The 13,142-nt window shown below is 62.2% G+C and carries 9 protein-coding genes; all 9 read left to right on the top strand.

Annotation, left to right across the window (positions count from 1 at the left end):
- The first annotated feature begins 81 nt into the window (after positions 1–81).
- The 9 genes from AB4O09_RS28405 to gltB all read left to right on the top strand — a co-directional run bounded on the left by AB4O09_RS28405 (position 82) and on the right by gltB (position 13,115).
- A complete protein-coding gene (locus tag AB4O09_RS28405) occupies positions 82–1,146 on the top strand; it encodes a pilus assembly protein PilM (protein ID WP_003196973.1) in 1,065 nt (354 codons plus the stop codon).
- Positions 1,146–1,712: a PilN domain-containing protein gene (locus AB4O09_RS28400; protein WP_003196975.1), complete on the top strand. Its 567-nt coding sequence runs from the start codon at positions 1,146–1,148 to the stop codon at positions 1,710–1,712. The genes AB4O09_RS28405 and AB4O09_RS28400 overlap by 1 nt, the downstream gene beginning before the upstream one ends.
- Positions 1,709–2,332, top strand: a complete 624-nt coding sequence (gene pilO / locus AB4O09_RS28395) for a type 4a pilus biogenesis protein PilO (RefSeq protein ID WP_003196977.1) — start codon at positions 1,709–1,711, stop codon at positions 2,330–2,332. Before AB4O09_RS28400 ends, pilO begins: the two co-directional genes overlap by 4 nt.
- On the top strand, positions 2,329–2,856 hold the full coding sequence (locus tag AB4O09_RS28390) for a pilus assembly protein PilP (RefSeq protein WP_003196979.1): 528 nt from the start codon (positions 2,329–2,331) through the stop codon (positions 2,854–2,856). The genes pilO and AB4O09_RS28390 overlap by 4 nt, the downstream gene beginning before the upstream one ends.
- A 13-nt stretch (positions 2,857–2,869) precedes the next feature.
- Positions 2,870–4,960, top strand: coding sequence for a type IV pilus secretin PilQ (pilQ, locus tag AB4O09_RS28385; RefSeq protein ID WP_013692093.1), 2,091 nt, complete (start codon positions 2,870–2,872; stop codon positions 4,958–4,960).
- A 4-nt stretch (positions 4,961–4,964) separates the two neighbouring features.
- Positions 4,965–5,483 (top strand): shikimate kinase AroK, encoded by a 519-nt coding sequence (gene aroK, locus AB4O09_RS28380; protein WP_003196983.1) that lies wholly within the window; start codon positions 4,965–4,967, stop codon positions 5,481–5,483.
- Positions 5,484–5,631: 148 nt separating this feature from the next.
- A complete protein-coding gene (aroB, locus tag AB4O09_RS28375) occupies positions 5,632–6,732 on the top strand; it encodes a 3-dehydroquinate synthase (protein ID WP_003196985.1) in 1,101 nt (366 codons plus the stop codon).
- 9 nt (positions 6,733–6,741) lie between these two features.
- On the top strand, positions 6,742–8,316 hold the full coding sequence (locus tag AB4O09_RS28370; protein WP_028237525.1) for an AAA family ATPase: 1,575 nt from the start codon (positions 6,742–6,744) through the stop codon (positions 8,314–8,316).
- Between the two features lie 350 nt (positions 8,317–8,666).
- Complete coding sequence (gltB, locus tag AB4O09_RS28365) at positions 8,667–13,115, top strand: glutamate synthase large subunit (protein WP_028237526.1); 4,449 nt, start codon at positions 8,667–8,669, stop codon at positions 13,113–13,115.
- Positions 13,116–13,142 lie beyond the last annotated feature (27 nt).

The raw sequence follows: 13,142 nt of genomic DNA, 5'->3' as shown, positions 1-13,142 counted from the left end.
GGACGTCCGTCGGACCGGTGTGATTGAACGCAATGCATATTAGAGAGTCCGTAACTCACGGATAGTCATAGGGAATTGGTAGTGCTACGACTCTTCAATAAAAAAGCCCATGCGCTTCTGGGGATCGACATCAGTTCGACGTCGGTGAAGCTGCTGGAGTTGAGCCGCCAGGGCGATCGATACCGCGTCGAGTCCTACGCGGTCGAACCGTTGCCAGCCAACGCTGTGGTCGAGAAGAACATCGCCGAGCTCGAAGGGGTGGGGCAGGCGTTGTCGCGCCTGTTGGCCAAGGCCAAGACGCCCTTGCGTAGCGTGGCGGTGGCGGTGGCGGGTTCAGCGGTGATCACCAAGACCATCGAGATGGACGCCGGCCTGTCCGACGATGACATGGAAAACCAGCTCAAGATCGAGGCCGATCAATACATCCCCTATCCCCTGGATGAGGTGGCCATCGATTTCGAAGTGATGGGTGTTTCGCCACGCAGTGCCGAGCGCGTCGAAGTGCTGCTGGCGGCGTGCCGCAAGGAAAACGTCGAGGTCCGCGAGGCCGCATTGGCGCTCGCCGGGCTGACGGCCCGGGTGGTCGATGTGGAGGCTTATGCGCTGGAGCGTGCTTTTGGCCTGCTCGCCACGCAACTGGCTGCCTCCCAGGAACGGCTGACTGTGGCGGTCGTCGATATCGGCGCCACCATGACCACCCTCAGCGTGCTGCACAACGGGCGCATCATCTATACCCGCGAACAATTGTTCGGCGGCCGCCAACTGACCGAGGAGATCCAGCGCCGCTATGGCCTGACACCCGAGCAGGCTGGCCAGGCAAAGAAGCAGGGTGGCCTGCCGGACGACTATCTCAGCGAAGTGCTGCAACCTTTTCGCGAGGCTCTGGTACAGCAGGTCTCGCGGTCCTTGCAGTTCTTCTTCGCCTCGGGCCAGTACAGTGCGGTGGACCACATTCTGCTGGCCGGGGGCACGGCTTCGGTCGCCGGCCTGGATCGGCTGATCGAGCAGCGCCTGGGCACGCCGACCCAGGTGGCCAACCCGTTTACCAACATGGCCCTGAGCAGCAAGGTCAATGCCGGCGCCCTGGCCGGTGATGCGCCGGCACTGATGATTGCCTGTGGGCTGGCCCTCAGGAGTTTTGACTGATGGCACGGATCAACCTGCTTCCCTGGCGCGAAGAGCTGCGTGAAGAACGGCGTAAACGCTTTTTGCTGGCCTTGGTGGGGGCGCTGATCGGCGCGGTCGGCGTGGTCCTGGTCGCGGTCCGCTACATTGACAGCGCCATCGACCGCCAGGTCGCTCGCAATAGCCATCTTTCCGAGCAGATCGCCGTGCTGGACGAGCGCATCAAGCAGATCAGCGAATTGAAGGCTCGTCGCCAGCAATTGCTGGAGCGCATGCGCATCATCCAGGACTTGCAAGGTAACCGGCCGGTCAGTGGGCGCATCTTCGACCAATTGGTGCGGACCTTGCCGGACGGGGTGTATTTCACCGAAGTGAAGATGGAAGACCGGACGCTCTCGATCAAGGGGGCCGCGGAATCGAACAACCGGGTCTCGGACCTGATGCGCAACCTGGACTCGTCGGACCTGTTCGACACGCCCAGCCTGACGGAGGTCAAGGCCACCACCGCTGGGCAGCTCGACCAGGCCAATGTCTTCCAGCTGACGGTACGCCAGACTCGCCCGGCCGATGCGGAGGACGCCCAATGAAACCGGGGGAGTGGTTCGACGCACTGCGCAAGATCGATCTCAGTGACCTGGACACCAACAACATCGGTTCCTGGCCCGCGCCGATCAAATGGCTGGCGGGTGTCCTGCTGGTGGTCCTGGTGCTGGGGCTGGGCTATAACTTTGCCTTGAGTGACCTGGAGAACCAGTTGCAGCAGGTGCGCGAGGAAGAAAACACCCTCAAGGCGCAATTCGCGGGCAAGGCCCACATGGCCGCGAACCTGGAGCGCTACACCGAGCAGATGAAGCAGATGGAAACGTCTTTTGGTGTGCTGTTGCGGCAATTGCCCAGCGATACTGAAGTGCCGGGCCTGCTGGAGGACATTACTCGCACCGGCCTGGGCAGCGGCCTGGAGTTCGAGGAAATCAAGCTGCTGCCGGAGGTCACCCAGCCGTTCTACATCGAGTTGCCGATCCAGATCACCGTGACCGGCGGCTACCACGACCTGGCGACGTTCGTCAGTGGGGTGGCGGGGCTGCCGCGGATTGTCACGCTGCACGACTTCGAGATCGCACCGATGGAGCCCGAGGCCGGCGCGAAGCTGCGCATGAGCATCCAGGCCAAGACCTACCGGTACAACGAGCAGGAGGCGCAACCATGAGGCCGGTGTGTCGCATCTGCCTGCTGGCAGGCCTGGTCGCGCTGGCGGGCTGCGGTAACGACAACGGTTTCAGTGATTTGGACGCCTACATGAACGAAGTGCGCCTGCGGCCACCCGGCAAGATCGAGCCGACGCCGACGTTCAGACCCTACGAAACCTTTACCTACAGTGCCGCCAACCTGCGCAGCCCGTTTTCCCGGCAGGTCCGGGTGGACCAGGCCGAACGGCAGCGGGGCTCGCGCAACGTCCGGCCCGACCCGAACCGGGTCAAACAGTATCTGGAAGGCTTCAACATCGAGCAGTTTGAAATGGTCGGTACGATCTCCAACGTCAGTGGCTCCTTCGCGCTCCTGCGGGGCGCGGGCGGGGTGCACCGGCTCAAGGTCGGTGACTATCTGGGACGCAACGACGGGCGGATCGTCAACATCAGTGCCACCCAGGTCGATGTGGTCGAAATCGTTCCCGATGGCGAGGGTGCCTGGCTGGAGCGACCACGGACCATTCCTTTGAAAGAGCATTCATAGTGGAACTCGAACAATGAACAGGTTTTTTTCAGCCCTCGGTATTTCGCTATGGATAGCGCTGTTGTCGCCGATGGTTCTCGGGGCCAGCCTGAAGACGTTGGATGTGGCGGCGTTGCCGGGGGACCGTGTCGAGTTGAAGCTCTCCTTCGACGGGCCGCCGCCGTCACCCCGGGGCTACACCACCGAACAACCGGCGCGGATTGCGCTGGACCTGCCGGGCGTGACCAATCAACTTTCCAGCAAGCGCCGCGACCTGGGCGGGGGCAATGCACGCAGCGCCACTGTGGTCGAGGCTGGGGATCGTACTCGGTTGATCATCGGCCTTACCCAGCTGGCGCCGTATGACACCCGGATCGAAGGTAACAACCTGTTCGTGGTGGTTGGCAAGGGCGCCGCCCTGAAGAGCACTGCCCCGAAGAACTCCACCACCCAGGCCCCGCGCCCGGCGGTTGCCAGCGCTGCGCCTGCGAGGGCCAGTGCGCCGGTGGGCAAGGCGATCCGTGGGGTGGACTTCCAGCGCGGGACCCAGGGCGAAGGCAACGTGGTGATCGACCTGTCTGATCCGTCCATTGCCCCGGACATCCAGGAGCGCGAAGGCAAGATCATCCTCAATTTCGCCAGGACCCAGTTGCCCGAGCCGCTGCGGGTGCGCCTGGACGTCAAGGACTTCGCCACCCCGGTGCAATTCGTCAATGCCAGCGCCGGCAGCGACCGGGCGACCATCAGCATCGAACCCAGCGGCACCTTCGACTACTCGACCTACCAGACCGACAACAAGCTCACCGTCAGCGTCCGGCCCATGACCGTCGACGACCTGCAAAAACGCAACGCCGACCGCGCGGCCTACAGTGGCGAGAAGCTCTCGCTCAACTTCCAGGACATCGAGGTGCGTTCGGTCCTGCAACTGATTGCCGATTTTACCAACCTGAACCTCGTGGCCAGCGACACGGTGCAGGGTGGCATCACCCTGCGGTTGCAGAATGTGCCCTGGGACCAGGCGCTCGACCTGGTGCTCAAGACCAAGGGGTTGGACAAGCGCAAGGTCGGCAACGTGCTGTTGGTGGCTCCGGCCGATGAAATTGCCGCTCGTGAGCGCCAGGAACTGGAGTCGCAGAAGCAGATTGCCGACTTGGCGCCGCTGCGGCGTGAGCTGTTGCAGGTCAACTATGCGAAGGCGACGGACATCGCCAAGCTGTTCCAGTCGGTGACCAGTGCCGAGGCCAAAGCCGATGAGCGCGGCACGATCACGGTCGATGAGCGGACCAACAACATCATTGCCTACCAGACCCAGGACCGTCTCGACGAACTGCGCCGGATCGTGGCGCAACTGGATATTCCGGTGCGCCAGGTGATGATCGAGGCGCGGATTGTCGAAGCCAACGTCGACTACGACAAAAGCCTGGGTGTGCGCTGGGGCGGTTCGGTTCAAAACAAGGGCAACTGGAGCTCCTCGGGGGTTACCACGGGCGATTCCACCACCGTTGGCACGCCGGGTAGCACCAGCACCAACCAGCCGTTCGTCGACCTGGGTGCCTCGGGCAATACCTCGGGCATCGGCATTGCCTTCATCACCGACAACGTATTGCTGGACCTTGAGCTGACGGCCATGGAGAAAACCGGCAACGGGGAGATCGTCTCCCAGCCCAAGGTGGTGACGTCCGACAAGGAGACGGCAAAGATCCTCAAGGGCACGGAAATTCCTTATCAGGAAGCCAGCTCCAGCGGCGCTACGTCGGTGTCGTTCAAGGAGGCTTCGCTGTCGCTGGAGGTGACCCCGCAGATCACTCCAGACAACCGGATCATCATGGAGGTCAAGGTCACCAAGGATGAGCCGGACTACCTGAACAAGGTGAATGATGTACCGCCGATCAAGAAAAACGAGGTCAATGCCAAGGTCCTGGTCAATGATGGCGAGACCATTGTGATTGGCGGGGTTTTCTCAAATACTCAGAGCAAGGTTGTAGATAAGGTGCCATTTCTTGGCGATGTGCCGTATCTTGGCCGCCTTTTCCGGCGTGATGTGGTTTCGGATAGCAAATCCGAGCTGCTGGTGTTCCTCACTCCGCGTATCATGAATAACCAGGCGATTGCTGTGAGTCGTTGATTCTGTGCGAAATTTGATTCTTGTTGGGCCGATGGGCGCTGGAAAAAGCACCATCGGCCGTTTGCTGGCCAAAGAGCTGCGCCTGCCGTTCAAAGATTCCGACAAGGAAATTGAATTGCGCACGGGTGCCAATATCCCATGGATTTTCGACAAGGAAGGCGAACCGGGCTTTCGTGACCGTGAGCAGGCGATGATCGCCGAGCTGTGCGCGTTCGATGGCGTGGTGCTCGCCACCGGTGGCGGCGCGGTGATGCGCGAAGCCAATCGTCGGGCGCTGCATGCCGGCGGACGAGTGGTCTATCTGCATGCTTCTGTCGAGCAGCAGGTGGGTCGCACCGCTCGGGATCGCAACCGCCCGTTGTTGCGCACCGCCGACCCGGCCAAGACCCTGCGCGACCTCCTGGAGCTGCGTGATCCGCTGTATCGGGAGATCGCCGACCTGGTGGTGGAAACCGACGAGCGGCCGCCGCGGATGGTGGTGCTGGACATTCTCGATCGCCTTCAGCAACTGCCTCCCCGTTAATGCGCCTGGCGAAATGCGCTATCCTCGACGTCCCGTCATGGCCCGCCTGGGGCGTGGCGGATGGCCATTAACTGGCGTCAGAACAAGCACCGTGGACTTTCGTTAATTGCAGGCAGGACGCCTGATTCCATCTTCACTGTGGGGACACATGCAGACACTTAAGGTCGACCTGGGCGAGCGCAGCTACCCGATTCATATTGGCGAAGGCTTGCTGGACCAGCCCGAACTGCTGGCGCCGCATATCGCCGGGCGGCAAGTGGCGATCATTTCCAATGAAACCGTCGCGCCCCTGTATCTGGAACGTCTGACCCGCAGCCTGTCGGCCTTCTCGGTCATTTCCGTGGTATTGCCCGACGGCGAAGCCTTCAAGAACTGGGAAACCCTGCAACTTATTTTCGATGGCCTGCTGACTGCGCGCCACGATCGCCGCACCACGGTGGTTGCCTTGGGTGGCGGTGTGATCGGCGACATGGCCGGTTTTGCAGCCGCCTGCTATCAGCGCGGCGTCGATTTCATCCAGATCCCCACCACGCTGCTGTCGCAGGTCGACTCGTCGGTGGGCGGCAAGACCGGGATCAACCATCCGCTGGGCAAGAACATGGTAGGTGCTTTCTATCAGCCCAACGTGGTGCTGATCGACACCGCCACCCTCAATACCTTGCCGGCTCGCGAACTGTCTGCGGGGCTGGCGGAAGTCATCAAGTACGGGCTGATCTGCGACGAGCCGTTCCTGGGCTGGCTCGAGGAGAACGTCGACCGCCTGCGGGCACTGGATCAAGTGGCCCTGACCTACGCCATCGAACGCTCCTGCGCCGCCAAGGCTGCCGTGGTGGGGGCCGATGAGCGTGAGTCGGGGGTGCGCGCCACCCTCAACTTGGGGCACACCTTCGGCCATGCCATCGAAACCCACATGGGCTATGGTGTCTGGCTGCACGGTGAAGCGGTTGCGGCCGGTACGGTCATGGCCCTGGAGATGTCTGCGCGCCTGGGCTGGATCAGCGAACAGGAGCGTGATCGCGGTATTCGTCTGTTCCAGCGCGCCGGGTTGCCGGTGGTTCCGCCCGAGGAAATGAGCGAGGCGGATTTTCTTGAACACATGGCAATCGACAAAAAAGTGATCGACGGTCGTCTGCGTCTGGTGCTGCTGCGCCACATGGGCGAAGCGGTGGTGACCGACGATTATCCGAAAGAAGTTCTACAGGCCACGCTGGGAGCGGACTACCGCGCCCTGGCTCAGCTTAAAGGTTAATAAGATCCGATGACTAGTTTGCATGCCGACGAGGCTTTCCTCGGCCATTTCCAATTGAGTCATGACCCTTTTGCACCGCGGGTCCCGGGCTTCAAGTTCTTCCCTGCTCAGCGCAAACCGGTACTGGGCCAGTTGCATCACCTGGCGCGCTACAGCCAGTTGCTGCTGGTGGTCACCGGTCCCCAGGGCAGCGGCAAGACCTTGCTGCGCCAGGCCCTAGTGGCCAGCACCAACAAGCAGTCCGTGCAAAGCGTGGTGGTATCGGCCCGTGGCGCCGGCGATGCAGCCGGTATATTGCGTCAGGTGGCCCAGGCGCTGAACGTCGCGCAGGCCGAAGTCGGTGCAATTCTCGATCAGATCGTGCAACTGGCGCTGACCGGGCAGGAAGTCTATCTGCTGGTGGACGATGCCGAGCAACTCGACGAGTCGGCCCTCGAGGCCCTGCTGGCCTTGGCGGCCGGTGCGCCGGAGGGTCGCCCTCATGTGTTCCTGTTCGGCGAGTCGTCGCTGATCGCTGATCTGGACCAATTGAACCTTGAGGAAGAGCGCTTCCACGTCATCGAGCTGGCGCCCTACACCGAGGAAGAAACGCGTGAATACCTGGCCCAGCGTCTTGAGGGTGCGGGCCGGGGTATCGAACTTTTTACCGCCGATCAGATCTCTGAGATTCACGAAAGCGCCGACGGTTGGCCTGGCAACATCAACCAGGTCGCCCGCGATGCTCTGATCGAAGTCATGATTGCCAGCCGCTCAGCGGTGAAGCGTCCAAGTATGGGGTTCAACATGCCGAAGAAACACGTATTGGCAATTTCCGCCGTCGTCGTGGTCGCGGTTGCCGCCGCCTGGCTGATGCCGGGTCGCACCAAGGCACCCACCACGGGTGCCCCTGCCAACGAACAGGCGCAACTGCCTCTCGGCCAGGGGACGCCGCAACCCAACGGTGGTGCGCCGGCAGTGGAATTCGCCGGCAACACTCAGCCGATGCCACTGCCGCTGGTCGGCCAGTCGCAACCGGTCATGCGCGGTCCGCTGGCTGAAGCGGCCGGTGGCATCACCGAAGGCGACGACGGCGCAGCGCCACCGGTCGACGACAGCAGCGACGTGCCGCCGACCGTGACCACCACCGCACCGCCTGTGGGCGTGCCCGCCGGTCCTGCCCCGACGCCTGCCCCGGCCGCCAAGCCGACTCCGGCGCCCACCCAGGTGGCCACCGCCAAGCCTGCCCCGGTTCCAACGCCTGCCAAGCCGGCGGCGCCAGCACCCGCAGCCAAGCCTGCTGCTCCGGCCAAGGCCACGGGCGGTAGCTGGTACGCTGGCCAGGCACCGGGCAACTACGTAGTGCAGATCCTCGGCACCAGTTCCGAAGCCGCGGCACAGAACTTCGTCAAGGAGCAGGGCGGCGAGTACCGCTATTTCAAGAAAGTCCTCAATGGCAAGCCGCTGTATGTCATCACCTATGGCAGCTTTGCCAACCGTGATGCAGCCGTTTCCGCCATCAAGGCCTTGCCAGCGAAGGTTCAGGCTGGTAAACCTTGGCCTCGCACTGTCGCCAGCGTCCAACAGGAACTGGCAGCAACTCGCTGAAGATTCGGCGGCCTTACCCAGGCCGCCTCTCCCGGCAACCTCAAAATTTCCGCAGGGGCGGGCGACCTTTCAGGCCGCGCGCCTTGTGGTGTCTGCGTCACAGTAGTGTTTGAGTCGTAGCGGTCGAACCCAAAAAAGTTTTGACTAGCACAGCATATAGCTTTAAACCTTTCACAAATGCGACATGGATTTGCGACAGTTCGTCGTCAAATTTGTGAGCCTCTGTGTCGGTGTGTACAATGACCTCCCTTTTGCCCCCGCAAAGCTGGCGTACGTTCGGCGCGGCATGCAACTGGTTGAATTGAAAAGAAATTTGCCTCGATTAGAGGCAGCCTGGTGAGAAAGTGTCTATGAAAGCAGGTCTGTACCAACCAGATGAATTCAAGGATAACTGCGGTTTCGGCCTGATAGCTCATATGCAGGGCGAGCCCAGCCACACCCTTTTGCAAACGGCCATTGAGGCCCTGACCTGCATGACCCACCGTGGTGGGATCAACGCCGACGGCAAGACCGGCGACGGTTGTGGCTTGCTGATTCAAAAACCCGACGAGTTCCTGCGTGCCATTGCCCAGGAAACGTTTGGCGTGACCCTGCCCAAGCAGTACGCCGTGGGCATGGTGTTCTTCAACCAGGATCCGGTGAAGGCCCAAGCGGCTCGCGAGAACATGAATCGCGAGATCCTGGCCGCCGGCCTGCAACTGGTAGGCTGGCGCAAAGTGCCGATCGACACCAGTGTCCTCGGCCGTCTGGCGCTCGAGCGCCTGCCGCAGATCGAACAGGTGTTCATCGCCGGCGACGGCCTGAGCGACCAGGACATGTCGATCAAGCTGTTCAGTTCCCGTCGTCGTTCGTCCGTGGCCAATGCCGCCGACACCGATCACTACATCTGCAGCTTTTCCCACAAGACCATTATCTACAAAGGCCTGATGATGCCGGCGGACCTCACCGCCTTCTATCCGGACCTGAGCGACGAGCGCCTGAAAACCGCGATCTGCGTGTTCCACCAGCGCTTCTCCACCAACACCCTGCCGAAATGGCCGCTGGCCCAGCCATTCCGCTTCCTCGCCCACAACGGCGAGATCAACACCATCACCGGCAACCGCAACTGGGCCGTGGCCCGTCGCACCAAGTTCGCCAACGACCTGATGCCCGACCTTGAAGAACTCGGCCCGCTGGTCAACCGCGTGGGCTCGGACTCCTCGAGCATGGACAACATGCTGGAACTGATGGTGACCGGTGGTATCGACCTGTTCCGTGGCGTGCGCATGCTCGTGCCGCCAGCATGGCAGAACGTCGAGACCATGGACCCGGACCTGCGCGCGTTCTACGAATACAACTCCATGCACATGGAACCGTGGGATGGCCCGGCCGGTATCGTCATGACCGACGGTCGCTACGCCGTGTGCCTGCTGGACCGTAACGGCCTGCGTCCGGCGCGTTGGGTCACCACCACCAACGGGTTCATCACCCTGGCGTCGGAAATCGGCGTCTGGAACTATCAGCCTGAAGACGTCATCGCCAAGGGCCGCGTAGGCCCGGGCCAGATCTTTGCCGTGGACACCGAGACCGGCCAGATCCTCGACACCGACGCCATCGACAACCGCCTCAAGTCCCGTCATCCGTACAAACAATGGCTGCGCAAGAATGCCCTGCGCATCCAGGCGACCATGGAAGACAACGACCACGGCTCGGCTTTCTACGACGTCGACCAGCTCAAGCAGTACATGAAGATGTACCAGGTGACGTTCGAAGAGCGTGACCAGGTGCTGCGTCCGCTCGGCGAGCAGGGTTACGAAGCGGTCGGCTCCATGGGTGATGATACGCCGATGGCCGTGCTGTCGCAGCGCGTGCGTACGCCGTACGACTATTTCCGCCAGCAGTTCGCCCAGGTGACCAACCCACCGATCGACCCACTGCGCGAAGCGATCGTGATGTCCCTGGAAATCTGCCTCGGTGCCGAGCGCAACATTTTCCAGGAGTCGCCGGAACACGCCTCGCGGGTGATCCTCAGCTCGCCGGTCATTTCCCCGGCCAAGTGGCGCTCGTTGACCAACCTCGACCGCCCGGGTTTTGCGCGCCAGGTCATCGACCTGAACTATGACGAAAGCGTCGGCCTGGAAGCGGCGATCCGCAACGTTGCCGATCAGGCTGAAGAAGCCGCGCGCGCCGGTCGTACCCAGATCGTGCTGAGCGACCGTCACATCGCGCCGGGCAAGCTGCCGATCCATGCCTCGCTGGCCACCGGCGCGGTGCACCATCGCCTGACCGAAAAAGGCCTGCGCTGCGACTCCAACATCCTGGTGGAAACCGCCACCGCCCGCGATCCGCATCACTTCGCGGTGCTGATCGGTTTCGGTGCCTCGGCGGTGTATCCGTTCCTGGCCTATGAAGTGCTGGGCGACCTGATCCGTACCGGTGAAGTGCTGGGCGACCTCTACGAGGTGTTCAAGAACTACCGCAAGGGCATCACCAAGGGGCTGCTCAAGATCCTGTCGAAGATGGGTATCTCGACCATCGCCTCGTACCGTGGCGCGCAACTGTTCGAGGCCATCGGCCTGTCGGAAGAAGTCTGCGAGCTGAGCTTCCGTGGCGTGCCGAGCCGCATCAAAGGTGCGCGTTTCGTCGACATCGAAGCCGAACAGAAAGCCCTGGCGGCCGAAGCCTGGAGCCCGCGCAAGCCGATCCAGCAAGGCGGCCTGTTGAAGTTCGTCCATGGTGGCGAGTACCACGCCTATAACCCGGACGTGGTCAGCACCTTGCAAGCCGCCGTGCAGCAGGGCGACTACAGCAAGTTCAAGGAATACACCTCGCTGGTGGACAACCGTCCGGTGTCGATGATTCGCGACCTGCTCAAGGTCAAGACCCTCGACACGCCGCTGGACATCAGTGAAATAGAGCCGCTGGAATCGGTGCTCAAGCGCTTCGATTCGGCCGGTATTTCCCTGGGCGCCTTGTCCCCGGAAGCCCACGAAGCCCTGGCCGAAGCCATGAACCGCCTCGGTGCGCGTTCCAACTCCGGTGAAGGCGGCGAAGACCCGGCGCGCTACGGCACCATCAAGAGTTCGAAAATCAAGCAGGTGGCAACCGGCCGCTTCGGTGTGACGCCGGAATACCTGGTCAACGCTGAAGTGCTGCAGATCAAGGTTGCCCAGGGCGCCAAGCCCGGCGAAGGCGGCCAGTTGCCCGGCGGCAAGGTCAACGGCCTGATCGCCAAGCTGCGCTACGCGGTACCTGGCGTGACCCTGATCTCGCCACCGCCGCACCACGACATCTACTCGATCGAAGACTTGTCGCAACTGATCTTCGACCTCAAGCAGGTGAACCCGAAGGCGCTGGTCTCGGTGAAACTGGTGGCGGAAGCGGGCGTTGGCACCATCGCGGCCGGCGTGGCCAAGGCCTATGCCGACCTGATCACCATCTCCGGCTACGACGGCGGCACCGGCGCATCGCCGCTGACCTCGATCAAGTACGCTGGCGCGCCGTGGGAACTGGGCCTGGCTGAAACCCACCAGACCCTGCGCGGCAACGATTTGCGCGGCAAGGTCCGGGTGCAGACCGACGGTGGCCTGAAAACCGGCCTGGACGTGATCAAGGCCGCCATCCTCGGCGCCGAGAGCTTCGGCTTCGGTACCGCGCCGATGATCGCCCTGGGCTGCAAATACCTGCGCATCTGCCACCTGAACAACTGCGCCACCGGCGTGGCGACCCAGAACGACAAGCTGCGCAAGGACCACTACATCGGTACCGTCGACATGGTGGTGAACTTCTTCACCTACGTGGCCGAAGAGACCCGTGAGTGGTTGGCGAAGCTGGGCGTGCGCTCGCTTGAAGAGCTGATCGGCCGTACCGATCTGCTGGAAGTGATCGAAGGCCAGACCGCCAAGCAGCAACACCTGGACCTGACCCCGTTGTTGGGCAGCGATCTCATTCCGGCAGACAAGCCACAGTTCTGCCAGGTCGACCGCAACCCGCCGTTCGACAAGGGGGAGCTGGCCGAGAAGATGGTTGACATGGCCGCTGCGGCGATCAACGACCTGAGCGGTGCCGAGTTCGACCTGGACATCTGCAACTGCGACCGTTCCATCGGCGCACGGATCTCCGGCGAAATCGCGCGCAAGCACGGCAACCAGGGCATGGCCAAGGTGCCGGTCACCTTCCGCTTCAAAGGCACCGCAGGCCAGAGCTTCGGCGTCTGGAACGCCGGTGGCCTGAACATGTACCTGGAAGGCGATGCCAACGACTACGTGGGCAAGGGCATGACCGGTGGCAAGCTGGTCATCGTTCCGCCCAAGGGCAGCGTCTACAAGACCCAGGACAGTGCCATCATCGGCAACACCTGCCTCTACGGCGCCACGGGCGGCAAGCTGTTCGCCGCCGGCACCGCAGGCGAGCGTTTTGCCGTGCGTAACTCCGGGGCCCACACTGTGGTGGAAGGCACCGGCGATCACTGCTGCGAGTACATGACCGGTGGTTTTGTCTGCGTGCTGGGCAAGACCGGTTATAACTTCGGCTCTGGCATGACCGGCGGTTTCGCCTACGTGCTCGACCAGGACAACACCTTCGTTGACCGGGTCAACCACGAACTGGTGGAAATCCAGCGGATCAGCGGCGAGGCGATGGAAGCCTATCGCAGCCACCTGCAAAACGTGCTGAACGAGTACGTCGCGGAAACCGACAGCGAGTGGGGTCGTGAACTCGCCGAGAACCTCGATGACTACTTGCGCCGTTTCTGGCTGGTCAAGCCCAAGGCTGCCAACCTGAAATCGTTGCTTTCCAGCACTCGTGCCAACCCGCAGTGATATGCGCCTGAAGAGTTTGATGAGGTT

This window comes from Pseudomonas sp. H1_F01 (genome assembly GCF_054681425.1).
Note: the sequence above shows the minus strand (reverse complement) of the source record. Positions and strands in the feature narration are given on the sequence as shown.

Coding starts and splice junctions, on each gene's coding strand:
- aroB (WP_003196985.1), top strand. CDS start 5,632: ATGCAGACACTTAAGGTCGACCTGGGCGAGCGCAGCTACCCGATTCAT.
- pilO (WP_003196977.1), top strand. CDS start 1,709: ATGAAACCGGGGGAGTGGTTCGACGCACTGCGCAAGATCGATCTCAGT.
- AB4O09_RS28370 (WP_028237525.1), top strand. CDS start 6,742: ATGACTAGTTTGCATGCCGACGAGGCTTTCCTCGGCCATTTCCAATTG.
- pilQ (WP_013692093.1), top strand. CDS start 2,870: ATGAACAGGTTTTTTTCAGCCCTCGGTATTTCGCTATGGATAGCGCTG.
- AB4O09_RS28400 (WP_003196975.1), top strand. CDS start 1,146: ATGGCACGGATCAACCTGCTTCCCTGGCGCGAAGAGCTGCGTGAAGAA.
- AB4O09_RS28390 (WP_003196979.1), top strand. CDS start 2,329: ATGAGGCCGGTGTGTCGCATCTGCCTGCTGGCAGGCCTGGTCGCGCTG.
- gltB (WP_028237526.1), top strand. CDS start 8,667: ATGAAAGCAGGTCTGTACCAACCAGATGAATTCAAGGATAACTGCGGT.